25 protein-coding genes are annotated in these 26,732 nt (G+C 68.1%); 16 read left to right on the top strand and 9 right to left on the bottom strand.

Annotated elements, in window-relative coordinates; translation table 11 throughout:
- Positions 1-18 precede the first annotated feature (18 nt).
- Entirely contained in the window at positions 19-441 is a 423-nt protein-coding gene (locus AB0M15_RS20855; protein WP_363821188.1) for a TIGR03667 family PPOX class F420-dependent oxidoreductase, read from the top strand.
- A gap of 42 nt (positions 442-483) precedes the next feature.
- Here the strand turns inward: AB0M15_RS20855 and AB0M15_RS20850 are convergent, their stop codons facing one another.
- From AB0M15_RS20850 to AB0M15_RS20835, 4 genes are all read right to left on the bottom strand, one after another.
- Positions 484-732, bottom strand: coding sequence for a DUF2630 family protein (locus AB0M15_RS20850; RefSeq protein WP_363821186.1), 249 nt, complete (start codon positions 730-732; stop codon positions 484-486).
- A complete protein-coding gene (locus tag AB0M15_RS20845; RefSeq protein ID WP_363821183.1) occupies positions 729-1,496 on the bottom strand; it encodes an ABC transporter permease in 768 nt (255 codons plus the stop codon). Before AB0M15_RS20845 ends, AB0M15_RS20850 begins: the two co-directional genes overlap by 4 nt.
- 80 nt (positions 1,497-1,576) lie before the next feature.
- A complete protein-coding gene (locus AB0M15_RS20840) occupies positions 1,577-3,286 on the bottom strand; it encodes an AMP-binding protein (protein ID WP_363821181.1) in 1,710 nt (569 codons plus the stop codon).
- 125 nt (positions 3,287-3,411) lie between these two features.
- Positions 3,412-4,557 carry an SLC13 family permease gene (locus AB0M15_RS20835; RefSeq protein ID WP_363821178.1) on the bottom strand — a complete coding sequence of 382 codons (1,146 nt, stop codon included), beginning with the start codon at positions 4,555-4,557 and terminating at the stop codon, positions 3,412-3,414.
- Between the two features lie 51 nt (positions 4,558-4,608).
- On the opposite strand from AB0M15_RS20835, the gene AB0M15_RS20830 reads away from it, so the two are divergent.
- The gene (locus AB0M15_RS20830) at positions 4,609-7,323 is read left to right on the top strand and encodes a GNAT family N-acetyltransferase (protein WP_363822293.1); all 2,715 of its coding nucleotides are present in this window, start codon (positions 4,609-4,611) and stop codon (positions 7,321-7,323) included.
- Between the two features lie 35 nt (positions 7,324-7,358).
- Here the strand turns inward: AB0M15_RS20830 and AB0M15_RS20825 are convergent, their stop codons facing one another.
- Complete coding sequence (locus AB0M15_RS20825; protein WP_363821176.1) at positions 7,359-8,330, bottom strand: RNA polymerase subunit sigma-70; 972 nt, start codon at positions 8,328-8,330, stop codon at positions 7,359-7,361.
- Positions 8,331-8,346: 16 nt separating this feature from the next.
- Positions 8,347-9,339, bottom strand: coding sequence for a zinc-binding dehydrogenase (locus tag AB0M15_RS20820; RefSeq protein ID WP_363821173.1), 993 nt, complete (start codon positions 9,337-9,339; stop codon positions 8,347-8,349).
- Positions 9,340-9,486: 147 nt separating this feature from the next.
- Here AB0M15_RS20820 and AB0M15_RS20815 point away from each other — a divergent pair, with 147 nt between their 5' ends.
- The gene (locus AB0M15_RS20815; protein ID WP_363821170.1) at positions 9,487-10,290 is read left to right on the top strand and encodes a phosphotransferase; all 804 of its coding nucleotides are present in this window, start codon (positions 9,487-9,489) and stop codon (positions 10,288-10,290) included.
- A 160-nt stretch (positions 10,291-10,450) separates the two neighbouring features.
- Here the strand turns inward: AB0M15_RS20815 and AB0M15_RS20810 are convergent, their stop codons facing one another.
- On the bottom strand, positions 10,451-10,963 hold the full coding sequence (locus tag AB0M15_RS20810) for a DUF2087 domain-containing protein (RefSeq protein ID WP_363821167.1): 513 nt from the start codon (positions 10,961-10,963) through the stop codon (positions 10,451-10,453).
- A 57-nt stretch (positions 10,964-11,020) separates the two neighbouring features.
- Here AB0M15_RS20810 and AB0M15_RS20805 point away from each other — a divergent pair, with 57 nt between their 5' ends.
- The 5 genes from AB0M15_RS20805 to AB0M15_RS20785 all read left to right on the top strand — a co-directional run bounded on the left by AB0M15_RS20805 (position 11,021) and on the right by AB0M15_RS20785 (position 16,751).
- Positions 11,021-12,067: a P1 family peptidase gene (locus tag AB0M15_RS20805; protein WP_363821165.1), complete on the top strand. Its 1,047-nt coding sequence runs from the start codon at positions 11,021-11,023 to the stop codon at positions 12,065-12,067.
- A 216-nt stretch (positions 12,068-12,283) separates the two neighbouring features.
- On the top strand, positions 12,284-13,039 hold the full coding sequence (locus AB0M15_RS20800; protein ID WP_363821162.1) for an ABC transporter ATP-binding protein: 756 nt from the start codon (positions 12,284-12,286) through the stop codon (positions 13,037-13,039).
- Positions 13,040-13,044: 5 nt separating this feature from the next.
- Entirely contained in the window at positions 13,045-14,937 is a 1,893-nt protein-coding gene (locus tag AB0M15_RS20795; protein ID WP_363821160.1) for an FtsX-like permease family protein, read from the top strand.
- Positions 14,938-15,004: 67 nt separating this feature from the next.
- Positions 15,005-15,625, top strand: a complete 621-nt coding sequence (locus tag AB0M15_RS20790) for a DUF5998 family protein (protein WP_363821158.1) — start codon at positions 15,005-15,007, stop codon at positions 15,623-15,625.
- Between the two features lie 4 nt (positions 15,626-15,629).
- The gene (locus AB0M15_RS20785) at positions 15,630-16,751 is read left to right on the top strand and encodes a nucleotide pyrophosphatase/phosphodiesterase family protein (protein WP_363821154.1); all 1,122 of its coding nucleotides are present in this window, start codon (positions 15,630-15,632) and stop codon (positions 16,749-16,751) included.
- Here the strand turns inward: AB0M15_RS20785 and AB0M15_RS20780 are convergent.
- Positions 16,748-18,364, bottom strand: coding sequence for a S8 family serine peptidase (locus AB0M15_RS20780; protein WP_363821152.1), 1,617 nt, complete (start codon positions 18,362-18,364; stop codon positions 16,748-16,750). The two genes, AB0M15_RS20785 and AB0M15_RS20780, sit on opposite strands and share 4 nt — an antisense overlap.
- 120 nt (positions 18,365-18,484) lie before the next feature.
- Between AB0M15_RS20780 and AB0M15_RS20775 the strand changes: the two genes are divergently transcribed.
- Positions 18,485-19,135 (top strand): thymidine kinase, encoded by a 651-nt coding sequence (locus AB0M15_RS20775; RefSeq protein WP_363821149.1) that lies wholly within the window; start codon positions 18,485-18,487, stop codon positions 19,133-19,135.
- A complete protein-coding gene (locus tag AB0M15_RS20770) occupies positions 19,132-19,959 on the top strand; it encodes a sulfurtransferase (protein WP_363821146.1) in 828 nt (275 codons plus the stop codon). Before AB0M15_RS20775 ends, AB0M15_RS20770 begins: the two co-directional genes overlap by 4 nt.
- A 104-nt stretch (positions 19,960-20,063) precedes the next feature.
- On the opposite strand, the gene AB0M15_RS20765 is transcribed toward AB0M15_RS20770, so the two are convergent.
- Positions 20,064-20,321 (bottom strand): hypothetical protein, encoded by a 258-nt coding sequence (locus AB0M15_RS20765; protein WP_363821143.1) that lies wholly within the window; start codon positions 20,319-20,321, stop codon positions 20,064-20,066.
- Between the two features lie 191 nt (positions 20,322-20,512).
- Between AB0M15_RS20765 and AB0M15_RS20760 the strand changes: the two genes are divergently transcribed.
- Genes AB0M15_RS20760 through AB0M15_RS20735 form a run of 6 tightly spaced genes read left to right on the top strand, consistent with a single transcriptional unit; the run spans position 20,513 to position 26,723 of the window.
- The gene (locus tag AB0M15_RS20760; protein ID WP_363821139.1) at positions 20,513-21,895 is read left to right on the top strand and encodes an extracellular solute-binding protein; all 1,383 of its coding nucleotides are present in this window, start codon (positions 20,513-20,515) and stop codon (positions 21,893-21,895) included.
- 4 nt (positions 21,896-21,899) lie between these two features.
- Positions 21,900-22,835 (top strand): sugar ABC transporter permease, encoded by a 936-nt coding sequence (locus AB0M15_RS20755; protein WP_363821136.1) that lies wholly within the window; start codon positions 21,900-21,902, stop codon positions 22,833-22,835.
- A complete protein-coding gene (locus AB0M15_RS20750; protein ID WP_363821133.1) occupies positions 22,832-23,722 on the top strand; it encodes a carbohydrate ABC transporter permease in 891 nt (296 codons plus the stop codon). Before AB0M15_RS20755 ends, AB0M15_RS20750 begins: the two co-directional genes overlap by 4 nt.
- Positions 23,719-24,597, top strand: coding sequence for an NAD(P)-dependent oxidoreductase (locus AB0M15_RS20745; RefSeq protein ID WP_363821131.1), 879 nt, complete (start codon positions 23,719-23,721; stop codon positions 24,595-24,597). The genes AB0M15_RS20750 and AB0M15_RS20745 overlap by 4 nt, the downstream gene beginning before the upstream one ends.
- Complete coding sequence (locus AB0M15_RS20740) at positions 24,598-25,863, top strand: enolase C-terminal domain-like protein (RefSeq protein WP_363821128.1); 1,266 nt, start codon at positions 24,598-24,600, stop codon at positions 25,861-25,863.
- Positions 25,860-26,723, top strand: a complete 864-nt coding sequence (locus AB0M15_RS20735; RefSeq protein WP_363821125.1) for a sugar phosphate isomerase/epimerase family protein — start codon at positions 25,860-25,862, stop codon at positions 26,721-26,723. Before AB0M15_RS20740 ends, AB0M15_RS20735 begins: the two co-directional genes overlap by 4 nt.
- Positions 26,724-26,732 lie beyond the last annotated feature (9 nt).

The raw sequence follows: 26,732 nt of genomic DNA, 5'->3' as shown, positions 1-26,732 counted from the left end.
GAGACCTGAGGGGCCCATATGTTCAGCATCGACAATTCCACCGAGTTCGGCGCGCGGATCGAACGCCAGCTGAACGACGAGCTGGTCATCTGGCTGACCACGGTCGGCAAGTCCGGTACGCCGCAGCCGAACCCGGTCTGGTTCAGCTGGAACGGCGAGGAGATCCTCGTCTTCAGCCAGCCCGGCAAGGCGAAGCTGCACAACATCGCCGGGCAGTCCCGGGTGGCGCTCAACTTCAACGCGACCCACTCCGGCGGCGACGTCGGCGTGATCACCGGTGAGGCAGTGCTCGACGGCAAGCCGGCCACGGACGAGGAGTTCGCGGCGTACAACGCGAAGTACGCCGACGGCATGAGCGGCCTGAACCTGACCGCCGACGCGTTCCACGCCGACTACTCGGTCCTGATCCGGATTCGCCCGGACAGCCTCCGCGGCTTCTGACTTCTCACCAGGGTGGGCCCGTCGGCCCACCCTGGTGTCTTCTCAGTTGAGATACCCCTCGACCGTGTCGGCCGAGCGAGCCTGGGCGTCCTCGGGGTTCTCACCGAACTCACGCTTGGCGCGGCGCTGCCGGAGCAGGTCCCAGCACTGATCCAGCTCGACCTCGAGCTTGCGCAGGCGGTCCTTCTCGTCAGCGTCATTGATGTCACCAGCAGCGTGCTTGCTCCGCAGCTCATGCTCCTCGGCAACAAGCTCGTCGATCCGGCTGAAAAGGCTCTTGTCGTCGGTCATGAAGAAACCGTACGCCCGTCGGGCAACGGTGAGCGTGCGAGGAGCTCGGTGGTGATCAGGATGGCTAGTGATCCGGCGGCGAGTAATCCGATCAGTACGACGAGTTGCAGCGCGGCCGCGGCTGTGGGGGAGGCGCCGCCGAGGACCATGCCGACGAACGCGCCTGGAAGCGTGACGAGGCCGACCGTGCGGGTCTGGTCGAGGGCCGGCAGCAGGGCGTCCCCGGCGACCGGGCCGGCGACGAGGCGGAAGGCGTCGGGCGGCATCAAGCCGATGGACAGGCCTGCCTCGAACTCGCCGAAGCGGTTTCCGTACTCCGCCATCAGGCGCCGGCCGGCAAGGGTGGTCGCGTTCATTGCGCCGCCTACGATGATGCCGCCCATCGGGAGGATGCTCTCCGGATTGCGCGGCACCACACCGGGCAGGATCAGGATCAGAAGTACTACGGCCGCCCCGCCGCCGATGGCGACGGCGCAGTGTGCGTACTGGCCCGGTACGACCGCGACGTGCCGGATGCGACGCGCACTGGTGATGGTTGCCACGGTCATCATCACCAGGATGAAGCCGAGCGTCCCCCAGATCGACTGCAGCGCGAATCCGACGATCGCACCGACCACTGCGAGCTGAACTGTCGCCCGCAGAGCAGCGGTGACGATGCCCTTGGAGTGCCGCAGCGAGGCCAGCCGGGAGGCCACGACGGCGAGCACGACGAGCAGTGGCAGCACTACCACTGCCGCGAGTCCCAGGCCGGTGTCGTGCGACATCCGCCTATTGCAGCACGCCCACCGCCCGGATCAGCGAACCTGGCCGACACCGCCCGCGGCGCCCTGCTCAGGCGCCCTGCTCAGGTGTCGCGGAAGTCGGCCTCGTCGTAGGCGTGCTCGGTTGGTTGGCCTTTCTCGACCTTGGCGGCCTCGTCCGCGCGCAGCTCGACCCGGCGGATCTTGCCCGAGATCGTCTTCGGCAGCTCCGCGAACTCGATCCGCCGGATCCGCTTGTACGGCGCCAGGTGCTCGCGGCAGAACTCGAGGATGTCCTTGGCCAGCTCCCGTGACGGCTCGCGCCCGGCCGCCAGGACGACGTACGCCTTCGGGACCGAGAGCCGGACCGGGTCCGGCGACGGCACGACGGCGGCCTCGGCCACGGCCGGGTGCTCGATCAGTACCGACTCCAGCTCGAACGGCGAGATCCGGTAGTCGCTCGCCTTGAAGACGTCGTCGGAGCGGCCGACATACGTGATGTAGCCGTCCTCGTCCCGGCTCGCGACGTCACCGGTGTGGTAGAAACCGCCGCGCATCGCCTCCGCCGTCATCTCCTCCGCATCGCGGTAGCCACGCATCAACGGGACCGGCGCGGGAGCCAGCTCGATGCAGATCTCCCCGTCGTCACCGACCTCATCGGTGCTCGGGTCGACCAACGCGATCTTGTACCCCGGGAGCGGCCGACCCATCGAGCCGAGCTTCACCGGCTGGCCGGGCGGGTTGCCGATCTGCGCGGTCGTCTCGGTCTGCCCGTAGCCGTCGCGGATGGTGATCTCCCAGGCGTTGCGGACCTGGTCGATCACCTCCGGGTTGAGCGGCTCGCCGGCCGAGATGCACTCGCGGATGGCGGTCCGTACCGCGGAGAGGTCGGCCTGGATCAGCATCCGCCAGACGGTCGGCGGGGCGCAGAAGGTCGTCACGCCGTACGTCTGCAGGACCTGCAGCATCTTCTCGGCGTCGAAGCGCGTGTAGTTGTAGAGGAAGACGGTCGCTCCGGCGTTCCAGGGCGCGAAGACGTTGCTCCACGAGTGCTTGGCCCAGCCGGGGGACGAGACGTTGAGGTGCACGTCGCCGGGCTGCAGGCCGATCCAGTACATGGTGGAGAGGTGCCCGACCGGGTAGCTGACCTGGGTGTGCTCGACGAGCTTCGGCTGACTCGTCGTACCGGAGGTGAAGTAGAGCAGGAGCGAGTCGTCGGCCTTGGTGTCCGGCGCCGGGACCGGGCCGCTGTATTCGTGGGAGTCCTCATAGTCGAGCCAGTTGTCCACAGCTCCGCCGACGCTGACCCGGATGCAGTGATCAGCGATACCTTCGTACCTGGGTGCGTCTTGAGCTGTTGTGACGACGGCCCGTACTGCGCCGCGCGTGATCCGGTCGGCCAGATCGGCGTCGGTGAGCAGTGTGGTGGCGGGGATCATCACCGCGCCGGCCCGGATGCAGCCGAGCATCACCTCCCACAGCGGGACGATGTTGCCGAGCACGATCAGCACCCGGTCACCCGGCTGCAGCCCGGCTTCGGTGAGCCAGCCGGCCACCTGGCGGGATCGTTCGGCCATCTCGGCGTAGGTCAGCGAATTGACCTCGCCGTCCTCCTCGACGATGGTGAGCGCGGCCACCTCGGCCTGCTCGACCGCGAGCGCGTCGAACCAGTCGCGAGCCCAGTTGAAGTGGTCGAACGCGGGCCAGTTGAACTCGCGGTACGCGGTGTCGTAGTCCTCGCGATGGGCGACCAGGAAGTCGCGCGCCTCACGGAACGTGCGGGTGTTGTCCGAGGTGCTCTGTTCCTGGCTCATGGTCCGCACTATTGCCGAGCGGACCGGGATCGGCAACGCGACATCCGGTTTGCGAAACGCCACCCGAGGTGACTAAAGTCGAACGCATGTTCGATCCGGCGTCGTTTCCGTGGCTCAGCTGGCAGTCAGCCGAGGGTGACGGCGAGCACTGCGCCGGTGAGGACGAGCGGGGTCAGGACCAGCCCGCGCCAGAGGAACGACCACCAGGAGATGTGGACTCCGGCGGCACGGCAGCGATCCCGCCACAGGAGAGTGGCGAGCGAGCCCCAGAGGGTGAGCAGGCAGCCGCAGTTGACCCCGATCAGGAGCGCGATCATCCGGGTGCCGTCCGCCGAGGCCACCGGCTCCATCGCCAGGTACGCCGGAAGGTTGTCGACCGCGTTCGCGCCGAGCGCTGCCGTGCCGGTCAGTCGCAGCTGTGCGGCCAGGCTCTCCCCGGTGCCGGCGATGTCGCTGAGCAGGCCTTCGAGTCCGTGTGCCGTGAGGGCGCCGACGACGAGGAACAGTCCGACCACCGTGATTACGAGGCGCCAGGGCACCAGGGCCCAGGTGAGCTCCGCGCGGCGGCGGACGGCGAAGAGCACGACGAGCGCGAGCGCGCCGACGCTGGCCGGCCAGGCGACGTCGATACCGGTGACGAACGCCGGACCGAGCGCCAGGCACACCGCCGCCGAGCCCCAGAAGAGCACCTTGTCGTCCAGATCGGGCGTCGCAGGCACGTCGTACGACCGGCGCAGATCTTTGTGGAAGAGCGCCGCCAGGACGGCGACCGTGATCAAGATCGCCGCGATCGCCGGCCGCCAGCTGAGGCCGACGTAGTCGCGAAGCCCCAGCCCGAGACGGTCGAACTGATGCAGGGCGAGCAGATTGGTGAGATTGGACACCGGCAGCAGCATCGACGCGGTGCCGGCCAGCCAGACGGTCGTGAACGCGAACAGCTTCGGCGGGATCTCGAGCTGACGCGCCATCGCGAGCACCACCGGGGTGAGCAGCACGGCACAGGTGTCCAGCGACAGCACGATGGTCAGCGCGGTCGCGAGCACGACGACGAGCAACCAGAGCCGCCACATCCGGCCGCGAGCGAGGTGAGCCGCCTCACGAGCGGCGACATCGAAGACCTTCGCAGCGTCGGCGAGCCCGGCGATCACCGTGACGGCCACCAGAAAGACGAGCACCGGCGCGATCCGCTCGAGCACATCGAGCGCGTCCGCGGGGCCGAGCAGACCGGTGACAAGCGCGGCGATACCCCCGAGCGCACTCAACCACCACATGGAATTGCCGTCCTCCGAAGTCCGGTGAGTGAGTACGCTGGCCGCGTGACGATGCCGGAGCAGCCTCAGCGACCGGCCCAGTATGTCCTGGAGTACCCAGAGGGCTATCCAGCGGTGTACGAAGCGGACGTGGTGCTGCGCGACGGGGCGACAGCGCACTTGCGGCCGATCACGCCTGGTGACGCGGATCTGCTGGTGGCGTTCTACGGCCGCGTCTCCGAGCAGTCGAAGTACTACCGGTTCTTCGCGCCGTATCCGCAACTGTCCGACCGGGACGTGGCGCGCTTCACCCAGGTCGACTACGTGGACCGGCTCGCGCTGATCGTGACGGTCGGCGACGACATGATCGGCGTCGGCCGCTACGAGCGCACCGGCCGGCGGACCGCCGAGGTCGCCTTCCTGATCGAGGACGCGCACCAGGGCCGGGGCCTCGGGCAACTGTTGCTCGAGCACCTCGCCCAGGCGGCCCGCGAGCACGGCATCGCCCGGTTCATCGCCGAGGTGCTGCCGGACAACCGCAAGATGATCACCGTCTTCACCGAGGCCGGCTACAAGGTCGCCCGGGAGTTCGAGGACGGCGTGATCATGGTCGAGTTCGACATCGCGCCGACCGACACGTCGTTCGGCGTGATGCAGGCTCGTGAGCAGCGGTCCGAGGCACTCTCGATCGCCCGGCTGCTGACTCCGGCCGTGGTCGCCGTGATCGGCGCGTCGCGGCGTGAGGGCACGATCGGCAACGCGTTGCTGCGCAACCTGCGAGACGGGGGTTTCCCGGGGCGGCTGTACGCGGTCAACACGGACACCCAGGCCAGCGAGATCGACGGCGTACCGGCGTACCCGACGATCCGGGACGTCGACGGGCCGGTCGACCTGGCCGTGGTCGCGGTGCGCGCGGAGATGGTGGCCGACGTCATCCTGGACTGCGCGGCCAAGGGCGTGCGCGGGCTGGTGGTGGTGTCGAGTGGGTTCGCCGAGATCGGTGACGAGGGGCGCAAGCGGCAGCGGTACCTGGTCGGGCTCGCCCGGTCGTACGGGATGCGCGTGATCGGGCCGAACGCGCTCGGCGTGATCAACACCGCCCCCGGAGTCAGCCTGAACGCGACGCTCTCACCGTTGATGCCGAGCCCGGGCCGGGTCGCCTTCTTCTGCCAGTCCGGTGCGCTCGGCGTGTCGATCCTGGCGGACATGGTCAGGCGGGGGCTCGGGTTGTCGACCTTCGTCTCGGCCGGCAACCGTGCCGATGTCTCCGGCAACGACCTGATGCAGTTCTGGTACTCCGACGAGGCGACCGAGGTCGTCCTGCTCTACCTGGAGTCGTTGGGCAACCCGCGCAAGTTCAGCCGGGTCGCGCGGCGGCTGGCCGGTCGCAAGCCGGTGATCGCGCTGAAGTCGGGCCGCGCCACTCAAGGCGTTCCGCTCGGCCACACGGTCCGCCGCAGCACGTTGCCCCCGGCAACTGTCGACTCGCTGTTCCGGCAGAGCGGCCTGATCGGTGTCGACACGCCGGGGGAGATGTTCGACGTCGCCCAGCTCGTCGCGCACCAGCCGTTGCCGAAGGGGCGCCGGGTGGCGATCGTGAGCAACTCGGACGCCTTGACGCTGCTCGCTCTGGACTCGATGGCGGGCTACGGGCTCGACATGGCGGGGGAGCCGCGCACGCTCAACGCGGAGGCGACGGCTGCCGATTTCGGCGCGGCGCTGAACGAGGTGTTCGCGGACGATCGGGTCCACTCGGTCGTGGTGATCTTCACTCCACCGGTCCAGTCGAACGGTGCCGAGGTCGCGCGAGTCCTGGCGGCCGCGGCCGCTGGGTCCGACAAGCCGGTTGTGTCGACGTTCCTGGCGTCGCGCAGCGTTCCCGAGCAGTTGCGGGTGGCCGATGAGCACGGCGGCGCTGCTCGCGGGTCGATTCCGTCGTTCTCCTCACCGCAGTACGCCGTGGGCGCCTTGGCGAAGGCGACGACGTACGCCGAGTGGCGACGGCGCGCGGACAGCCGGATCCCCGACCTGCCGAGCGTCGACACGGGCGGCGCGGAGGACTTCGTCGCCGAGTTCCTGCAACGGCACCCGCATGGCGCCGACCTGGACGACGCGGACCGCCAGCGTCTGCTGAGCTTCTACGACATCAGCGTGCTGCCCGCGTTCCCGGTGCTCTCCGCGGACGAAGCGGTGGACCGCGCGGCCGACCTCGGCTTCGAGGTCATCCTCAAAGCGACGGCCGAGCAATGGCGGATGCGCCCCGACCTCGCCGACATCTGGCGCCACATCCACGACGAAGACGACATGCGCGAAGCCTGGGCCGAGATGACCCGCACCTTCGGCGTCGCGTCCGACCCCGCCCGGGCCCAGTTCGTCGTGCAGAAGATGGCCCCACCCGGCGTACCGGTCGTCATCTCCGCGCTGGAGGACGTCTCCTATGGTCCGGTCGTCACCTTCGGTCTCTCCGGGGTAGCCACCGACCTCCTGGGCGACCGTTCGTACCGCATGCCACCCCTCACCACAGCCGACGCCGCCGAGATGGTCCGCGAGGTTCGCGCAGCCCCACTGCTCTACGGCTACCGAGGCTCCGACCCGGTAGACATCCCAGCCATAGAAAACCTCCTCCACCGAGTCTCCCGCCTGACCCTGGAACTCGAGGAGGTAGTCCGCTGCGACCTTCGTTCAGTCCTGGTGGCAGCGCAGGGCGCGACGGTCCTCGACACCACCATCCGGATAGCCCCCAACGAAAAACCCCGCCAAGACACCCCCGCCCGCCGCCTCACCTGACGAACAGCTTCACGGCGAGGCGGCCGTTCGTTTGGTCATCCGTTGAGCACGTCCGGGAAGCCGAACGTCCCGACCAGCGCGGGGTCGTGGAACTTGATCACGCGGGAGACGCCAGCGGCGGTGACCGTCAGCACCACGACGCCGTCGGCCCGGAGCACCTCGCTCGCGTCCCGGCGATACACAACGGCAGCGGGTTGGCCGTTGGCGGTGGTGGCGATCATCCGCCAGTCACCTGGTTCGCCCAGTACGTACGCGTCGAGGATGTGAATGCACATGACTCGGCCCGCCTGCCAGTCGCGGAACGGCGTCGCCTCCAGCGTGGCGTCAGTGCGCAGCACCTGTTCCAGCAGGCTGGCATCCGAGTGCTCGAAGGCCGCGATGTAGCCCTTGAGCAGCGCGAGCGCCCGCTCGTCGGTCGGTTCGAGCAGTTCGGCGGGCTCCAGGTCGAGGTCCTCGAGTCGTGCGCGGGCGCGCTGCAGACCGCTCTTGACCGCCGTCGTGGTGGTGTCGAGCATCTGCGCCGTTTCGACCGCAGAGAATGCCAGTACGTCCCGCAGCAGGAGGATCGCCCGCTGGCGGGAGGACAGGTGCTGCAGGCTGGCGATGAGCGCCAACCGCAGCGATTCGCGGCCGACCACTACGGCGGCCGGATCGTCGGCTTGTGGAGTGATCCAGGCGTCCGGCAGCGGTTCCAGCCACGAGACCTCGCCCACCGCAACGGGAATCGGCGGCCGATCGGGCCCGTCGTACGCGCCGGTCAGACCTGAGGGCAGCATCCGGATCGGGCGCGGCCTCGACGCCGTCAGGCAGACATTGGTGGCGATCTTGTAGAGCCAGGACCGGATCGACGCCCGCCCCTCGAATCCTGCGTAGGACCGCCAGGCGCGCAGATAGGTCTCCTGCACCAGATCCTCTGCATCATGTGCCGAGCCGACCATCCGGTAGCAGTGCGCCAGCAGCTCCCTACGGTACAGCTCGGTATCGGCGGGGAACCGGTCTTGGTCCATCGTTAGCAGAGACCTCTCAGGGGATTAGTGCCAGTTTGCCAATGGTGGCTCTTGCTTGCAGCTCTGCTAGTACCTTCGGGCCGCTGGCCAGGTCGTAGGTGGTGGGCTGGCCGGGAGTGATCACGCCTGCGGCGATGAGCGCGGACAACTCACCCATGACCTCGCCGAAAATCTGCGGCGCGGCCTGGATCAGCGCTCCGAGGTTGAGACCTATGACGTGGACCTGGTGCTTGTAGACCAGCTCCCAGTTGGTGATCGACGCGTCGCCGCCCGCCACTCCGTAGACGACGACGCGGCCGGTGACCCGCTTGGCGGCAGTGAGGCTGGCCTCGAAGGTGGCCCCGCCTGCCGACTCGAGCACCACGTCGGCACCAGAGCCGTTGGTCAGCCGAAGTACCTCAGTCGCAATGTCGGCGCTCAAGGAGTCGAGGACGTGGTCGGCCCCCAAGCCCAGCACCGTCTCGTGCTTGCCTGGTGAGGCGGTCGCGACAACCGTCGCACCGTAATGCTTGGCCAACCTGACCGCGGCCTGGCCTGTCGCGCCCGCGGCGGCGTGGACCAGCACAACCTGCCCCGCCCTGATGCCACCCAGAGGCCTGAGCGCGGCCAGCGCAGTCGGCCAGTTCACGACCAGACCGAGCGCCTCCTGCGCCGACCAGCCCGGAGGTACCGGCATGGTCGCGGCCGCGAGCAACACCATGTACTCAGCGAACGCGCCGTCGCCGACACCCACAACCCGGCCCCCCGGTTGCAAGCCGCCCACCTTCTCGCCCACCGCGACGATCTCGCCGGCAGCCTCGAAGCCGGCCAGGTACGGCGGCTGCGGGCCGTCCCGGAAGGTGCCCTGAGCCTTCGAGACGTCGGCGAAGTTGACACCGGCGGCGGCGACCCGGATCAGCACCTCACCCTCACGGGGTTCAGGGACAGCCGCGTCGGTGATCAGGCGCAGGTCCTGCGGTCCGTCGAGCGAGGTCTGCTGCAGCGCGCGCATGGTCGCGGGAATGCTCATCGGCGATCCGTCCTTCTTCCTCGGTCTACAGAAAGAGACCGGCCCGGCCTCCTGTCGGGTAGACCCTGGCCACCACCAAAAGGAATCGCCCGCCACGCCCGTGCCCCCTACGATCGGGACCTTTGACAGTCGATCGAGGCGGGGTTGATGGGTGAGTCGGACAGCGGCGCGACAGCTATCGCGCGAGAGCTGGCTGAGGTGTTCGACGTGGGAGAGCACGCGCGAATGTCGCAGGCGGCGCGCGGAGCGATGGGTGCCGTCTGGGAGTTGAAGACTGCGGCGAGGGTGTTTGCCGCGAAGGAGTTGTTCTGGTTCGACGGTGGGTTGGACGCCGTCCGAACCGAGGTCGCCTTCCGAACGGCTTGCGCGGACGCAGGCGTACCGAGTCCGACGCCATTGCCCGCCGTCGACGGTGAGTACGTCGTACGGCTGGGTGGTGGGTGGTGGCGGCTCTACGAATGGGTCGATGGCGACGTACCGGATGAGTGGGATGTTGACGCGACCAGTTGGCTTGCCGAGCAGATGGCGTTGATCCACGCTCTCGACTGGCCCGGCGGTACAGGCGAGGTAGTGCCCTGGTACCACCGAGTCGACGTCGACTGGCCGTCGCTGTTCGATGCCGCAGAGGCAGCACAAGTCGGGTGGGCCGCAGCCCTCACCAAACTCCACCCGCGCCTCGACGAACTGACCACCCTGGTCAACGCCGCCCCGATCGGCGACCAGGTCTGGTGTCACCGGGACCTCAAAAACACAAACGTACTCCGCTCCGCCGACCGCACCTATCTGGTCGACTGGGACAACGTCGGCACCCTGGCCCCGTGGCGAGAGCTGGGCGCATTGCTGATGCACCACCTGCCCACCCCGAGAACCTCCGCCGAATCGTCACCGCCTACCGAGCCTCAGGCGGAACCTCAACCCTCGACGGCCCCACCGGCTTCGCCACCGGCATAGCCATCTCCCTCAACTTTCTCCACGGCCAAGCCAGCGCCGCGCTCGACCCCACCCTCGCCGAAGACCACCGAACCTTCGCCACCCACCAACTCACCGACCTCCTGGTCTCACTCCCGACCCTCGACCAGTTGGAGCAAGCCGCAAACACAGTCCACTCCAGCTAAGCCCGTCGGCGGTAGATGCCGTCGGTGCGAGTGAGGAGCTGGTTGTCGACCAGTAGGCGGCGGAGGGCTGCGTGGTCTTCGTGCCAGGTGTTGAGGATTGTGTTGACCTCGGACTCCGGATAGGTGCGGTCCGGCTCGAAGGAGTTCACCAGGTACTCGAGGACGATCCGGGTCTTGGCGGGGAAGGTCGGGAAGTGGGTCAGCCGGCCGTCGCGGATGAAGGCGCGGAGGACGGAATCGCGGGCCGGATCCGGGTCCAAAGGCTGGACCTCGCGGCGTCCGCTGCGAGCGACCTCCTTGAAGACGTCCTCGACCGCATGGAAACCATCGGCGGACGCCGTGAGCAAACCGGTCTTGATCAGGCGCTGGGCCGACTTGCCGACGACAGCGGGGGAGAGGCCGGTGGCTGCTGCGATCTGGTCCGGGGTACGGGCGCCGAGGACGACGGCGGAGTACGTGCGCAGGCGCGACGGTTCGGCCAAGGAGCCACAGAGCAGGTCGGCATTCATACAGTCCAACGTAATGTCGGCAGCAACCGAATTTCGGCGTGGTGCTAGACAGATCCCATGACGAGTGAGCAGCCGCAGCCCGGTCCGCACAACGCGATCACCGACGTCCCCGGCGTACTGGTCGGGCAGGTCGAACGCACCGACGCGCCATACCTGACCGGTACTACGGTCATCCACGTCCCCGACACGGCAGTGGCCGGCGTGGACGTCCGCGGCGGCGCCCCCGGCACCCGCGAGACCGACCTGCTCGACCCGGTCAACTCCAATGCCGGCGTGAACGCGATCGTGCTCACCGGCGGCAGCGCGTACGGGCTCGACGCGGCGACGGGCGTGATGGCGGCACTCGAAGAGCGCGGTCAGGGTGTGCGTGTCGGGGCGGGGGAGAAGGACGTCGTACCGATCGTGCCGACCGCGGTGATCTTCGACCTCGGTCGCGGCGGCGGATTCCAGGCCAGGCCGACCGCGGACTGGGGACGCCAGGCCCTCGAGGCAGCCACCGACGGACCAGTTGCTCAAGGCAACCATGGCGCCGGTGCCGGCGCTCATGTCGGCGGTCTCAAGGGCGGCGTCGGCTCGGCGAGTGTGCGCCTGCCAGACGGTACGACGATCGGCGCCCTAGTGATCGTCAACGCAGCCGGCTCTGCCGTAGACCCGCAAGGCCGCCTCTCAGCCGAGCGCTACGGCCTTCCAAACGAGTTCCCCGTACTACGCACCCCCACCGGCCCGCCCCCAGATCTCCCCGGCCGTGTCCCCGGCATGAACACGGTCATCGCCGTAGTCGCCACCGACGCCTCACTGGACAAGGCGGCCACCAAGCGAATGGCGATGATCGCCCACGACGGCCTGGCGCGCGCGATCGATCCGATCCACACCCTTGTGGACGGCGACAGCATCTTCGCCCTCTCCACCGGCAAGGCGCCGACCCGCCTCACTGTCACCGACCCAACCACCCTGCTCCAACTCGAAACCATCTTCGCCGCCGGCGCCCGCACCCTCACCCGAGCCATCGCCCACGCCGTCCTAGCCGCCCAAACGGTAGAAACCCCCGCCGGCCGCACCCTCAGCTACCGAGACGCCTACCCCTCAGCGTTCCCGACCACCTAGCGCCCGAACTGGCGACCTCGAACACCCTTTGGTGACCGTGGACATGAAATAACGTGTTCAAGGTCGCCGGATGGTGTTCAAGGTCGCCACAACTCCTCGGCGGTGGCACGTACGACTCCGGTACTACGTGAGGCCCGGTGTTGACGTCGAAAGACGCACGTAAGACCGGTCCCGGGTCCGACGTCCCAGAAGGCGAGTCCCGGAAAGCTATCGGGTATGAGCCACCCAGGTGTCCCCACCACGAACCCGCAGCCTCAACCCAGCACTCTGCAGTTGCAGCCCAAGCATCCGGTACCACAGGCCGGCCAGCCACCTGTGCTGGCTGGGCGGGGGCTGGTTAAGTACTACGGCGATGTGGTCGGTCTGGCCGGAGTGGACGTCCAAGTCCGGGTCGGTGAAGCCCTGGCTGTGATGGGCCCGTCCGGCAATGGCAAGACGACGCTGCTGCACGTGCTGGCCGGCATTCTCAGTCCGGATCAAGGTGAGGTGTGGCTGGGCAACGATCGGGTGGATCAGTTGAACGATGCTGCCCGGACGATCCTCCGGCGTCGGCGGCTGGGGTTTGTGTTTCAGGACAATCAGCTGCTTGCCGAGCTGCCGGCCGACGAGAACGTCGCGCTCCCACTCATGGTCGACGGCGTCTCCCGTCGCGAAGCCATCAAGCGGGCCCGCGCCACCCTCGCCCAGGTCGGCCTCGCCAACGAAGCCGGTCGCCGCCCCGGCGAACTCTCCGGCGGCCAAGCCCAACGCGTAGCCATCGCCCGAGCCCTCGTCGGCGAACCACAAGCCGTCTTCGCCGACGAACCCACCGGTGCCCTCGACGCCGCCACCGGCGCCCAGGTGATCGACCTCCTGGTCGGCGCCGCCACCCACCGAGGCGCCGCCGTAGTAGTCGTCACCCACGACGACGCAGTCGCAGCCCGCTGCCACCGCGTACTACGCATCGTCGACGGCCGGGTGAGCGACCGATGAACCCGATGACTGATCTTGGGCTGCGTTTCGTCCGTCGACCGGGGCCTGGCGGGCGGGCGGCCAATCTGGCGGCTCTGGGGGCCACCGCGATCGTCGCGCTCCTCGTCACCTTTCTCATCGCCGGCTCGCTCGGGCTGACCCACCGCTCCGATCGCATCGGCTGGCGTACCACCGACGACGGTGATCAGAAGACGGCCGTCGGCGTGGTCAACGAGATCGACGACATGGCCGGAGGCGTACCGATCACCCGGTACGACGTCGCCGTCAACAACCCGCAGAAGGACGTCCCGCCCCCACCCGGCCTGGCCGCCGCGCCGAAGCCCGGCGAGGTCTTCGTCTCACCAGAGGTCGCCAAGCACTGGTCCGACGACCTGGCCAAGCGCTACAACACAGCAAAGCCAACCGGAGTCATCACCGACAAAGGCCTCTCCTCACCCGACGAGTGGGTGATCATCCACGGCGTCGAGAAGAACTCACCCGGCGTCGCCCCAGCCGACCACCCGAAGTACCTCGACAGCTGGAACGGCAAGGCTCTCGACGAGCGGATGGCCGTACTGCTGGTCCTCGTCGCCTTCGGCATCACCCTGGTCCTCTTCCCACTCCTCAGCCTGGTCGGCCAAGCAGCCGGCGTCGCCGCCAAGCGTCGCGAACACCGCCTAGCCGCACTCCGACTCGCCGGCGCAACCCGCAGCCAGGTGCTCTGGCTGAGCGCAGTCGAGCAAGCAGTCCTCGGCCTGCTGGGTGCCGTCGCCGGCCTGATCGGCTACACCCTGCTCACCCCACTCATCGCCCGCATCCCACTAGGCGGCGGCCGCTGGTACGTCCACGACCTCACCCCGAGCTGGTGGGTCGCCCTGATCGTCCTCATCGCAGTACCAGTGCTAAGTGTGATCAGTGCGCTAATCGGCCTCGGCCGCGTCAGCATCACCCCGCTCGGCGTAGTCCGCGGTCAGACGCGAAAGGCAACCAGCGCCCTCCGCCTAGGCCTGCTGGTCATCGGCCCGATCATGCTCGCCATCCTCGGTACCGGCGGCGCGATCATCCCGCTGCTCATCGGCATCGGCCTGGCCGCTCTCGCGGTCCGCATCGTCGGCCCGTTCGCAGTACAGGTCATCGGCAGATTCATGGCCCGTACTGCGAGAGGCCCGGTCGCCCTCCTGGCCGGCCGACGCCTCGCCGACGACCCCAAAGCTGCCTTCCGCCCGGTCGCCGCGCTGGTCCTGAGTGGCTTCGTCACCGGATTCCTGGCGCTGTTCATGCCGTACGGGATGAACAGCACCGCCGCGGACCAAGCGTTCGAGTTCAACCCCAAGCAAGGCCAGGTGGCCGTCGTCGCCAACGACGCCAAACAACTGCTGTCCGAGGCGAAGATCAACGGTCAGGTCACCACCGACGACCACTCAGTGATCATCTCCATTCCAGCTGCTGACCACGAGAAGGCCCGCACAGCCCTCTACAACCTCGTACCCGGCAAGGTCCCGCTGACCAACGCCGAGCGCGACCAGCAGGACGCCGGCATGTACAAGGACCTCCGACTCGGCGTCGCACTGCTGCTCGGTCTGGTGTTCGTCACCGGCGCGGCCTCGACGGCCGCTGGTGCAGTCGGTACGGCGCTGGACCAGGCCGGCCCGGCGAAGGCGTTGCGCCGCTCCGGAGTACCGCTCAAGGTGATCGAGCGATCCGCCCGCCTCGCGGCCGTGGTACCGGTCGTCGGCGTCGGTCTCCCGGTCGTCGGTTTCGGAGCGTTGACCGGGTTGGCGCTGAGCGGCGGCGAGGTGCTCACCAAGGGCAGCTCGGGCGTGATCCTGCTCGGTGCGCAGGTGATCATCGGCCTCGTTCTGGTCGCCGTCGCCGGAGCTGCCGGCGCGCCGGTACTGCGCAAAGCCAGCGTCGGCTGAGCCCGAACGCACAGCTGTCCACAGGCACCAATCGGGCTCCGGGCCCGGCGCATGCAAGGATGAGGTCATGCGTGACCTGAATGCGCCGGTCCCGGAGCTCGCGGACGTCGCGTCCGACCTTCGCGACGCGATCGACCGGTGCGGCTACTACCCAGACGTTGTGACGGACTCTCTCGCCGTGGCCATCGCCGGCGAACCGATCCGGGCTTTTGTGCTGCAACACGAGCCGACCTTCGACCGCGACGAGGTCCGGCGCCACATCACCATCCTGGCGCTGACCCCGAGCCGGCTGATCGTCGGGCATACCGACGAGCACGCCGCCGACGACCTGATCCGGGCGCCGTACGCGTCCACCTCGACCGAGGCGATCCCACTCAACCGGGTGAACGCCGTCGTGGTGAACCGAGTGGTGCCGAATCCGGCCGGCTACGGAGCCTCCGGCGGCAAGGGTGACCCGGCAGCCGGCGGCGAGGTTGTGCTGACCATCGGCTGGGGCATGGTGAACCGGATCGACCTCGAGCCGGCCGTCTGCGCCGACCCGAACTGCGAGGCCGACCACGGCTACACCGGTTCCGTCGCCGCCGACGACATCTCGCTGCGGATCTCGGCCGCCGCGGACGGTCCGGCCGGAATCCAGCAGGTGCTCGACTTTGCCTCGGCGCTCTCGTTCGCGACGACCAGCAGGTAGAGCCGTGGCCGACCCGACGCCCGTCCTCCCTGCATACGGCGGCGGGTCGCTCGCAGACGTACTGCCCTCAGTCGCCGGTGCCCTCGCGGTCCCCGGCGAGCAGAACCTGCTCGACCTGCCACCCGCACCCCGGTACGCCGTATTGCTCCTCGACGGCCTCGGCTGGAACCTCCTCCGCCGCAACGCGGAGACGGCTCCCTACCTGTCGTCGCTGACCTCCCGCAGCCTGACCGCTGGAGTCCCGTCGACAACGGCCGCGAGCCTGACCAGCCTCGGCACCGGACTCCCACCCGGCGCGCACGGAATCGTCGGCTACACGTCGATCGTGCCCGAGACGGGCGCCCTGCTGAACGCCTTGCAATGGGACGCTCCGGTCGATCCACGCCGCTGGCAACCGCATCAGACCGTGTTCGAGCGAGTCGCGGCCGCCGGTGTCGCCACCCGCAATGTCAGCAAGGCGCGGTTCGACAGCTCCGGGCTGACCGCGGCAGCCTTCCGTGGTAGCAAGCATCGCGGGGCAGACACCGTCGAGGATCGCCTCGACGCGACCAGATTCGCCAGCCGCGAAGGTTCTTCCTCACTCGTCTACGTCTACGACTCACAACTCGATTACACCGGCCACGGGCAGGGGAGTGAGTCGTGGCAGTGGCGCAAGGAGCTCGCTGCGGCGGACGCCTTCGCCAGCCAGGTCAGGTCGGCGTTGCCGCGCGACGCAGTACTGATCGTCGTCGCTGATCACGGCATGATCGACGTCGCTCCCGAGAACCGGGTCGATCTCGACGCCGAGCCGGCGCTGACCGATGGCGTGCGCGTGATCGGTGGGGAGTCGCGGTTCAGACACCTGTACTGCGTCGACGGCGCGGCCGACGACGTACTGGCGACGTACCGGGAGCGCGTGGGGGACAAAGCCCTCGTGCTCAGCCGGGACGAAGCCGTCGGACGCGGCTGGTTCGGCGCCGTCGAGGAGCGCGTCGAGCCACGGCTCGGCGACGTCATCGTCGCCTCGCTGGGACCGGTCGCGCTGGTCGCCAGCCGACGCTATCCACAGGAGGCCGGCCTGATCGGCCTGCACGGATCGCTCACCGACGACGAGATGCTGATCCCGCTGCTCATCGACGCGGGCTAGAAGCTCCACACGTTCCAGTAGAAGCTCGCCTGCGCCGTCTTCGCCTCGGCGTCCCGAGCGGTCACGGTGACCTTGTACCGCCCTGCGCCCGGGGTGAGAACGCCGACGATCCAGCCGCGTTCCCTGTCGATGCTCAACCCCGGCGGCAGCCCGGTCGCGGTGTAGCTGATCGAGCCCTTGCTGCTCATCCCCTTGAGCAACAAGGGAACTGCCGGTGCGCCGCCGAACCCGATCTGCTCGCCGGGCTTGGTGATGGTCACGCCGGACGACGGAGCCTTCGTGGCCGCGCCGACCGCCTCGGCCGCGTCGACGACTCCTTCGCCGTAGAACGAGTTGACTGACTCCGACCCCTTGCAGACAGCTGCTGCCGCCGCAGGGCAAGGAATGTCGTTGGCCTGCGCCGCGAGTCTGGCGCGGACCTGCTCGGGGGTCAGCTTGGGATTCGCGCTGCGGAGCAACGCGGCCACGCCGGCGACGTGCGGTGACGCCATCGACGTACCGTCCAGGGATTGGTAGCCGCCACCCGGGACGGTCGAGTAGACGTCCTGGCCGGGCGCCGCGATCTTGATCTTGCCTTCGCCGTAGTTGGAGAAGGCCGCCTTGGTGCCCTGGGGGCTGAGCGCCGAGACGACGATTACGTTCGGCAGCTCGGTCGGCAGGCTGATGCACTGTGTGGTGACCGAGCGGGCGGCAGGGGTCGAGTCGTTCGGGCTGCTCGAGTCGCTGGTCTTGTTGGCGAGGTCGGTGTTCTCGTTGCCGGCGGCGGCCACGTTGACGACGCCCTTGGAGTCGGCGTACGCGACAGCGCGGCCTATGGCCTCCTGGATCGCGTCCTGGTCGGGGTCGGTCGGGCAGAGGAACATCCACGGGTCGACGTAGTAGCTGTTGTTGGTGACCGAGACGCCTTTGTCGGCGGCGAAAACGAACGCGCAGACGGTGTTCTCGGGGAAGAACAGTTGGTCGCCCTCGGGCTCGGCGACCCGGATCGACGAGACCTTCACGCCCGGCGCGACGCCGGTCATGCCCTTGCCGTCCTTGGCCGCGGCGATCGTGCCGGCCACGTGGGTGCCGTGCTCGGCGACCGGCCGCCAGGCACCTGGTCTGGTGTCGGCCTTGCCGTACGCGCAGGACGCCGACTTGCTCGCGTCGAAGTTCGCCTTCAGATCCTGGTGCTGATCGTCGACGCCGGTATCCAGCACGCCGACCGTGATCGACTTCGATCCAGGGTTCACCGCCCAGGCCTTGTCGGCGCCGATCATCGCCATATCCGGCCGGACCTGGTCAGGCGAGCTGTCCGGATGCTCTACCGGTGCCGGCGGGATCGCCGGATTGGCGATCGCAGGCGGGAGGTCGGAGGTACGGGTCGCGCCGACCTTCTGCACACCCTTCACCGTCCGCATCGCGCCGGCGAATCCGGCGTTGGCCGAGTGCACGACCAGCACACCGATGGCGTCGTACGCCGCATAGATGGTCCCCGCGTTGGCCGCGACCCCGGCCGCCACCGCCGCGGTCTGCTTGGGCGCGGTGATCACGAAGTACGCGCGCAGGCCCGCCTCGACCCGCACCGGAGCCGCCACCGACTGCACACTCGTCGCAGCGAGAGTCAGCAACACCGTCAGAACCAGAACCAGAGCTTTGCGCACGCCCAAGTAGACCCCGCCGACGCCGCAGAACAAAAGCCGACGCACCCCGGCATACCTGCGGGGGAGACGACTTTGGCAGGATGGGCGCTCGTGGCTGAGCTGCTCTACTTCACCGGGACCATGGACTGCGGCAAGTCGACGCTGGCGCTGCAGATGGATCACAACCATGCGGCGCGTGGGCGGCTGGGGAAGATCTTCACCAGCAACGACCGGGCGGGGGAGTCCGTCCTGTCGTCGCGACTGGGTCTGGAGGCCGAGGCGATCGAGGTCAAGCCGGACTTCGACTTCTGGCAGTACGTCGTCGACGAGCTGACCCAGGGCGGCCGGATCGACTACGTGGTCGCCGACGAGGCGCAGTTCTACCAGGCCGAGCAGGTGGATCAGCTTGCCCGGCTGGTCGACGAACTGCAGATCGATGTCTTCTGCTTCGGCATCCTGACCGACTTCCGGGCGACGCTCTTCCCGGGCTCGGCCCGGCTGGTCGAGCTGGCGGACCGGATGGAGCTGCTGCAGGTCGAAGCGTTGTGCTGGTGCGGTGAGCGCGCCACCCACAACGCCCGTACGGTCGGTGGTGAGATGGTCACCGAAGGCGAGCAACTGGTCGTCGGCGACATGGTCACCAACGCGGCCCAGGTCGCCTACGAGGTGCTCTGCCGTCGCCATCACCGGCGCCGGCTGACCGCCGCCCGCGCTCGTGCCACCCTGTCACCCGAGGTACTCCCGTTCGGAGGCGCACTGTGAATCCGCTGATCTCTGCCGACTCGTTGCTCGCGGCTACCACCAGGCCAGTGCTGATCGACGTCACCTGGAATCTCTCGGTACCGTCCGGACCGCCCGCGCCTCCCGGCCGCGACGCCTACGCTGCTGGTCACCTCCCCGGCGCGCACTACGTCGACCTCGACGCCGAACTGGCCGGCCCGCCCGGTGAAGGCGGGCGCCATCCGTTGCCCTCAGCAACAACTGTCGAGGCGGCGCTGCGCCGGGCCGGCGTCTCCGAGGACACCCCGGTGGTCGTCTACGACGCCGCCAACTCGATGGCCGCCGCCCGCGCCTGGTGGATCTTCCGGTACTTCGGTGTGCGCGACGTCCGCGTCCTCGACGGCGGCTTCGCGGCCTGGCGGGCGGCCGGGGGAGAGGTGAGCACCGACGTCCCGTCGGATGGCGACGGCTCCTTCACCGCCTCACCCGGCCATGTGCCGATGCTGGACGCCGAGAGCGCCGCCAAACTGGCCTCCACCGGCGTCCTCCTCGACGCCCGGGCCCCCGAACGCTTCGCCGGCGAGGTCGAACCGATCGACAAGGTCGCCGGCCACATCCCCGGCGCCGTCAACGCGCCCACTACCGCCAACGTCACCCCCGACGGCCACTTCCTCCCCGCCGCCGACCTGAAAGCCCGCTTCGCCACCCTAGGCGCCGACGGCTCCACGCCGGTCGGCGCGTACTGCGGCTCCGGCGTAACCGCAGCCCACGAAGCCCTGGCTCTCCAGATAGCCGGCATCGAAGCCCCCGTCTACGTCGGCTCCTGGTCCGAATGGATCACCGACCCAACCCGCCCCATCGCCTAACAGCCCCACGCCCCCGCCGCCGGTCGACGCCAGTGCCCGATCTGGCCTGTGCGGCGGAGCGTGTCCCGCTCGACAGGACATAGTGCCCGCATCGCAGCCGGCTGTCACCGAGCCGAGCGTGCAACTCGGTCGAGCGGCCGACTACGTCCTGTCGACCGGGACGCCGGCTGAGCCTTGCCCGGGCGGTCTGCGGTCAGCAAGCGTGCCCAGGCGGCACCGATCGGTTGTCCGTCCTCGGCGACGACACCGATGTCACCGGGCCGGGGCCAACCGTCGACGTACCGCCAGGCGTGGTCTTCGGCTGTCAGTTGCTCGAGGGTGAAGCGCGGCTGCCCGTCCCAGTTGTAGGCCTCGAGCAGCATTCGCTCGAGGAACCCTCGGCTGTAGCTGGTCTGATCAACACCTCGCCATCTTTTCCCGAACCGTGATCGAGCGGAGCATTGATAAAGTAACACGCATGGTTTAACTTACTCGGAATTGGGCTTCTGTGGCCCAGACCACACCCCTGAACCGCCCGGTGGACGGGGGTGACCCGGAAACCTGAGGAGTTCCGATGACGAGAACGGCACGGTTTGTCGTGACCCTGACGTCGGCCGCACTGGTGCTGGCGACGGCAGCCTGCGCGGACGGCACCGACCCGTCGGCGAGTAGTAGCGGCGGCGCGATCGACGAGAACGCACCCGTCACCATCACGGTGGGGAACAAGCCCAAGCCGGACAAGCCGGCCGACGTCGCCGCCTTCGAGCGCAACGTCAAGAAGTTCACCGACGCACACCCGAACATCACGGTGAAGTCGACCGAGACGTCGTGGGATCCGCAGACCTTCCAAGCTCAGGTGGCAGGTGGCTCGCTCCCGACCGTGATGAGTATCAGCTTCACCGAACCGCTGAACATGATCCCGAACAAGCAGCTGCCCGACATCACCGACGCGCTCAAGCTCGTCGACATGACCAAGGACCTCAACCCCGAGACGCTGAAGCTGGTCCAGGACGACAAGGGCCGGATCTACGGTGTCCCGTTCGAGGCCTTCTCGGTCGGCCTGGCCTACAACCGCGCACTGTTCAAGCAGGCCGGTCTGGACCCGGACAAGCCGCCGACGACCTGGGACGAGGTTCGTCAGTACGCCAAGCAGATCACCGAGAAGACCGGTAAGGCCGGCTACGCGCAGCTGACCAAGGACAACACCGGTGGCTGGATGCTCACCACGATGACCTACAGCATGGGCGGCAAGGTCCAGAGCGACGACGGCAAGAAGAGCGTCTTCAACGACGTCCCGACCAAGAAGGCGCTGCAGCTGCTGAAGGACATGCGCTGGACCGACAACACGATGGGCACGAACTTCCTCTACAACCAGGAGGAGGCGCGGCAGGACTTCGCGGCCGGCAAGATCGGGATGATCATGCAGGCGCCGGACGCCTACGACATGGCGGTCAAGAACTTCGGCATGAAGCCCGCCGACTTCGGTGAGGGCGCGCTGCCGCAGGACGGTGGCCCGTTCGGCACGCTGACCGGTGGCTCGATCAAGATGATCAACCCGAAGTCGACCAAGAACGAGATCGTCGCCGCGCTGAAGTGGATCAAGTCGCAGGAGTTCGACAAGTACACGTCCGAGGCGCTGGCCGTGCAGGACGCCAAGAACGCCATCGCCGACAAGGGCTTCGTCGGCCGGCCCGGGGTGACCCCGCTGAGCCAGGCGACCTACGACCAGTACAACAAGTGGCGCGAGCCCTACAACAACGTGCCGGTGCAGCAGTTCCAGGGCTACATCGACTCGACCAAGACGCTCAAGCTGCTGCCGGAGCCGTCGAACAAGGGCCAGGAGGTCTACGCGCTGCTCGACCCGGTCGTCCAGCAGGTACTGACCAAGAAGGACGCGGACATCGACAAGTTACTCTCCGAAGCCTCCTCGAAGATCGACGCCCGCCTGTCCAGGTAGTCCGATGGCTGTCCTGACGAGAACCCCCGTCGCCCCGCGGACGACCGCGCAGTCCGGCCGGAGCCTGACCACCTGGTTTCGCTCCGGCGGGCTGAGCAGCATCGTCTTCGCCCTGCCCCTGGTGCTGACCTTCCTGTACTTCTCCTGGGGCCCGATCGTGCGCGGGCTGGTCCTGTCGTTCCAGAAGACCAACCTGGTCACCCCGGCCGAGTGGGTCGGGATGTCCAACTTCAGCTACGTGCTGACCGACCCGCAGTTGCCGCAAGCAACGATCAACACCCTGTACTTCGCGTTGCTGGCGTTGATCTTCGGCTTCCCGGTGCCGCTGTTCCTGGCGGTCTTCATCAGCGAGCTGCGCAAGACCGGGTGGCTTTACAACGTGATCTCGTACCTGCCGGCGGTCGTCCCGCCGGTGGTCGCGATCCTGCTGTGGAAGTACTTCTACGACCCCGGCTCGGGCGTCTTCAACGCGATCCTCGGCTGGTTCGGCCTCGGCCCGTACGCCTGGCTGAACTCGCCGAACCTGGCGATGCCGGCGATCGTGCTGGAAGCGACCTGGGCCGGGGCCGGGGCGACCTCGATCATCTACCTGGCCGCGCTCACCGGCGTACGCAACGAGCTGTACGAGGCGGCGGAGCTGGACGGGGCCGGGATCTGGCGCCGGGTCGGGCACGTCACGATCCCGCAGATCCGCGGAATCATCCTGATCATGATGCTGCTGCAGCTGATCGGGACCTTCCAGGTCTTCACCGAGCCGTTCCTGTTCACCGGCGGCGGCCCGGACAACGCGACCACCACGATCCTGCTGCTGATCTACCGGTACGCGTTCATCAACGGCGACTTCGGTGCCGCCACCGCGCTCAGCGTGCTGCTCGCGCTGGTGCTGTGCGTGCTGTCGGTCGTCTACCACTTCCTCACCAGACGTTGGAGCACGACATGACGGCGGAGGCTCCGGAACGCGGCATCATCTCGTCCATGGACCGGCGCCGGCCGCTGGTCCGGTACGGGCTGCCGATCATCCAGGTGCTGTTGTTCATCGGCGTGGTGATCGCCGGCGTCGGCCCGTTGCTGTGGCTGCTGAAGTCCGGGCTGTCGACCAGCCAGGACATCCTGCGCGGACCGATGCAACTGTGGCCGAGCGGGATCCAGTGGCACAACGTGCCGGATGCCTGGAACCAGGTGCAGATCGGCTCGTACCTCGGCAACACCGCGATCATCGCGATCGGCTCGCTGCTGTCGACGTTGTTCGTCTGTACGACGGGCGCCTTCGTGCTCAGCGTCCTGCGCCCGAAGTGGGGACCGGTGATCACCGGCCTGGTGCTGGCCACCTTGTTCCTGCCCGGCGTGATCTCGCTGGTGCCGTTGTATCTGACCATCCTCAAGATGCCGGTGTTCGGCTGGAACCTGCAGAACACGTTCTGGGCGGTCTGGCTGCCACAGGCGGCCGGAGCGTTCAACATCTTGGTGATGAAGCGGTACTTCGACGCGATCCCGCGCGAGCTGATCGAGGCGGCGCGGATCGACGGGGCGAGCAACCTGCGGCTCTTCACGGCGCTGGTCCTGCCGATGTCGAAGCCGATCATCGGGGTGGTCGCGCTGCTCACCGTGATCGGTTCGTGGAAGGACTATCTCTGGCCGCTGCTGGTGCTGCCGGACCCGAAGCTGCAGCCGATCTCGGTCGCACTGCCGAGAGTACAGAAGACGACTGATCTGTCCTTGCAGATGAGTGCTTTGTTCCTGGCGGTCCTCATCCCCGTAGTGCTGTTCTTGATCTTCCAGAAGCAGTTCCTGCGTGGGGTCGGGATGTCGGGAGGAATCAAGGAGTGAGTGGATCACTGAGTGGGCGCCGGGTGCTGGTGACGGGTGCGGCCGGAAGGATCGGTCTGGTCGCGACCCGCCATCTGACGGAGCAAGGCGCGTTGGTGACGGCGATGGAGATCGCCGAGAACGACGACCTGAAGGCGGACCGGATCGTGATCGGGGACACCAGGTCGGAGGGCGATGTGGCGAAGGCGCTCGAGGGCGTCGACGCCGTCGTCCACCTGGCCGCGCTGGCGCACCCGTCGGCCGGTACGCCGTACGACGTCTACTCGATCAACGTCGTCTCCACCTTCAACGTGCTCGCCCAGGCGGGAGCGCTCGGCATCAAGCGGGCGGTCGTCGCGAGCAGCATCAACGCGTTCGGGGTGCCTTTCAACCCGGCTGACATCCGGCCGGCGTACTACCCGCTCGACGAGAAGATCCCCGCCGATGTGGCCGACTGGTACTCGTTGTCGAAGCAGAACGACGAGAACACCTGCCGGATGGCCTGGCGCCGCTGGGGGATCGACGTGGTGGCGTTCCGCTTCCCGCACGTGAACTCGCCCGAGGTGATCGAGCGGGTCGCGAACGACTTCGTCCAGGACCCATCGGGCGGAGTACGGGAAGGCTGGTCCTATCTCGACACCCGCGACGCGGCGTACGCGATCGAGCTGGGGCTGACGGCGAAGCTGTCCGGCGCCCACACCTTCTTCGCGGCGGCGAGCACCACCAACGCGCCCTACGAGACCGAAGCTCTGCTCGACAAGTACGCGCCCGGCGTACCGCGGTTGCGGCGGTTCGTCGGGCGTGAAGTACCGATCGACCTCACGGCGATCCGGACCGTGCTCGGCTTCCAGGCTCGCCACGAGCTCGACCTGCCCACGAAAACTCTGGAGATCTGAATGGCGCGAGAGACCCCAGCCACCTTCGCCCAGCCCTGGCCGGTCCGCGACGACCTCCGGATCCGCGCGGTGCAGGCGATCGTCACCGCGCCGCAGGGCATCCCGCTGGTGGTGGTGAAGATCGACACCACCGAGCCAGGCCTGTACGGACTCGGCTGCGCGACCTTCACGCAACGCTGGAAGGCCGTCAAGACCTTCGTCGACGACCACCTCGCCCGGCTGCTGATCGGCCGGTACCCCGGTGACATCGGCGACTTGGTCCGGCTGGCCGGGTTCTCCGGCTACTGGCGTGGCGGGCCGGTCACCAACAACGCCATCTCCGGTATCGACCAAGCACTGTGGGACATCGCGGGCAAGCGCGCCGGCATGCCCGTCTACGAGCTACTCGGCGGCAAGGTCCGCGCCGCTGCCGACACCTACATCCATGCCGGTGGCATCACCATCGAGCAGACGCTGGAGCAGGCGAAGGAGTTCGTCGCGCAGGGCTGGCGGCACATCCGGCTGCAGGTGTCGACGCCGGGTGGCGGCGGGTACGGCGCTCCGCGACTCGCAACGCTCTACCCGGAGGCGCCCTACCGGAACGGCTGGAGCGCCCGCGACTACCTCCGTACGACGCCCGACCTGTTCGCGGCGGCTCGGCAGTCGCTGCCGGACAACATCGAGTTGCTGCACGACGTGCACTCGCGGCTGACGCCCAAAGAAGCCGTGTTGCTGGCCCGGTCGCTCGAACCGTACCGGCTGTTCTTCCTCGAAGACGTCCTCCCGCCCGAGCACTGGGATCGGCTGCCGGAGGTCCGCGCCGCGTCGCCGGTGCCACTGGCCGTCGGTGAGCTGACGACGTCGATGGGCGACGCGGTACGCCTGGTCCGCGACGGTGGCGTCGACTTCATCCGCTCGCACGTCTCCGACATCGGCGGCCTCACCGCAGCGCGCAAGGTCGCGGATCTCGTCGAGCTGTGCGGGGTCAAGACGGCCTGGCACGGGCCAGGGGACACCTCGCCGATCGGTGCCGCCGCCAATGTCGCGCTCGACGTCAGTTCCGTTGCCTTCGGCATCCAAGAGGGGCACATCTACAACGACGCCACGCACGAGGTGTTCCCGGGCACGCTGCGGATCAAGGACGGCTGGCTGCGGCCGAACGAGACGCCCGGTTGGGGCATCGACATCAATCTGGAGGCGGCGGCGAAGTACCCGGCGGAGCTGTCCGGGCATGACGAGTGGGCGGCCGGCGTACGGCGTATCGACGGGGCCCTGGAGGCGCCGTGAAGTTCGCCGTGTTCACCGATTCGACGCCGGAGTGGGCTCCTGAGGAGGCCGCGAAGATTCTGGCCGAGCAGGGCTGGCAGGGGATCGAGTGGCGGATCACCGAGCCGGTGGAGTCGTCGCGGCCGACATTCTGGGCCGGGAACCGGGCGACCTGGCCGCTGACCGGGCTCGAGTCCCGGCTGGACGACATTCGCGCGGTCACGCGGTCGGCCGGGTTGGCGATGCCCGCGCTCGGTGGGTACGTGACGCCGAAGCAGCGGGACGACGCTGAGCGACTGCTGGCTGCGGCCGCTGCGCTCGACGCCGGGCAGGTCCGGTTTCTCGGGGTGAACACGGAGAAGGGCCAGTCGTATCGGGAGGCGTTCGCGGCGTACCGGGCTGATTGGGAGTGGCTCGAGGACCGGGCCCGGCAGCACGGCGTACGGGCGTTGCTCGAGTTGCATCACGAGAGCCTGACCGCGAGCGCGTCTGCGGCCCGGCGGTTGGTGGAGGGGCTCGATCCGCGGTACGTCGGGGTGCTGCACGACATCGGCAACACGGTGATCGAGGGCTGGGAGGAGCCGGCCCACGCGCTGGACCTGCTGGGTGAGTACCTTGCGCACGTACACGTCAAAAACGTGGCATTTCACCTCTCCGGAGTGCAAAACGACGGCACTCTGCGATGGGAGCCGAAATGGGTGCCGCTGCGCGAAGGCCGGGCGCAGTTGCCGGAATTCTTCCTGGCACTGGCCGCGGCCGGCTATGACGGCTGGGTGACGGTCGAGGATTTCTCCCTCGCGTTGCCACTGGCCGAAAGAACGGCGGCGAACCTCGAATACCTGACCGGCCTGGCGAGGGCTGCGGGGTACGATCTCGGCTAGTTCGGGGCG

Origin of the sequence: Kribbella sp. NPDC051718 (genome assembly GCF_040681515.1) — a bacterium.
Classification (GTDB): domain Bacteria; phylum Actinomycetota; class Actinomycetes; order Propionibacteriales; family Kribbellaceae; genus Kribbella.
This window is presented reverse-complemented; position numbering and strand designations above follow the sequence as displayed.

What these genes read in the sequence shown, in the direction of transcription:
- AB0M15_RS20820 (WP_363821173.1), bottom strand. Translation starts at nt 9,339, where the DNA reads ATGAGCATTCCCGCGACCATGCGCGCGCTGCAGCAGACCTCGCTCGAC.
- AB0M15_RS20850 (WP_363821186.1), bottom strand. Translation starts at nt 732, where the DNA reads ATGACCGACGACAAGAGCCTTTTCAGCCGGATCGACGAGCTTGTTGCC.
- AB0M15_RS20815 (WP_363821170.1), top strand. Translation starts at nt 9,487, where the DNA reads ATGGGTGAGTCGGACAGCGGCGCGACAGCTATCGCGCGAGAGCTGGCT.
- AB0M15_RS20840 (WP_363821181.1), bottom strand. Translation starts at nt 3,286, where the DNA reads ATGAGCCAGGAACAGAGCACCTCGGACAACACCCGCACGTTCCGTGAG.
- AB0M15_RS20755 (WP_363821136.1), top strand. Translation starts at nt 21,900, where the DNA reads ATGGCTGTCCTGACGAGAACCCCCGTCGCCCCGCGGACGACCGCGCAG.
- AB0M15_RS20805 (WP_363821165.1), top strand. Translation starts at nt 11,021, where the DNA reads ATGACGAGTGAGCAGCCGCAGCCCGGTCCGCACAACGCGATCACCGAC.
- AB0M15_RS20800 (WP_363821162.1), top strand. Translation starts at nt 12,284, where the DNA reads ATGAGCCACCCAGGTGTCCCCACCACGAACCCGCAGCCTCAACCCAGC.
- AB0M15_RS20740 (WP_363821128.1), top strand. Translation starts at nt 24,598, where the DNA reads ATGGCGCGAGAGACCCCAGCCACCTTCGCCCAGCCCTGGCCGGTCCGC.
- AB0M15_RS20765 (WP_363821143.1), bottom strand. Translation starts at nt 20,321, where the DNA reads ATGCTGCTCGAGGCCTACAACTGGGACGGGCAGCCGCGCTTCACCCTC.
- AB0M15_RS20790 (WP_363821158.1), top strand. Translation starts at nt 15,005, where the DNA reads ATGCGTGACCTGAATGCGCCGGTCCCGGAGCTCGCGGACGTCGCGTCC.
- AB0M15_RS20795 (WP_363821160.1), top strand. Translation starts at nt 13,045, where the DNA reads ATGACTGATCTTGGGCTGCGTTTCGTCCGTCGACCGGGGCCTGGCGGG.
- AB0M15_RS20825 (WP_363821176.1), bottom strand. Translation starts at nt 8,330, where the DNA reads ATGGACCAAGACCGGTTCCCCGCCGATACCGAGCTGTACCGTAGGGAG.
- AB0M15_RS20855 (WP_363821188.1), top strand. Translation starts at nt 19, where the DNA reads ATGTTCAGCATCGACAATTCCACCGAGTTCGGCGCGCGGATCGAACGC.
- AB0M15_RS20750 (WP_363821133.1), top strand. Translation starts at nt 22,832, where the DNA reads ATGACGGCGGAGGCTCCGGAACGCGGCATCATCTCGTCCATGGACCGG.
- AB0M15_RS20760 (WP_363821139.1), top strand. Translation starts at nt 20,513, where the DNA reads ATGACGAGAACGGCACGGTTTGTCGTGACCCTGACGTCGGCCGCACTG.
- AB0M15_RS20835 (WP_363821178.1), bottom strand. Translation starts at nt 4,557, where the DNA reads ATGTGGTGGTTGAGTGCGCTCGGGGGTATCGCCGCGCTTGTCACCGGT.
- AB0M15_RS20830 (WP_363822293.1), top strand. Translation starts at nt 4,609, where the DNA reads ATGCCGGAGCAGCCTCAGCGACCGGCCCAGTATGTCCTGGAGTACCCA.
- AB0M15_RS20845 (WP_363821183.1), bottom strand. Translation starts at nt 1,496, where the DNA reads ATGTCGCACGACACCGGCCTGGGACTCGCGGCAGTGGTAGTGCTGCCA.
- AB0M15_RS20810 (WP_363821167.1), bottom strand. Translation starts at nt 10,963, where the DNA reads ATGAATGCCGACCTGCTCTGTGGCTCCTTGGCCGAACCGTCGCGCCTG.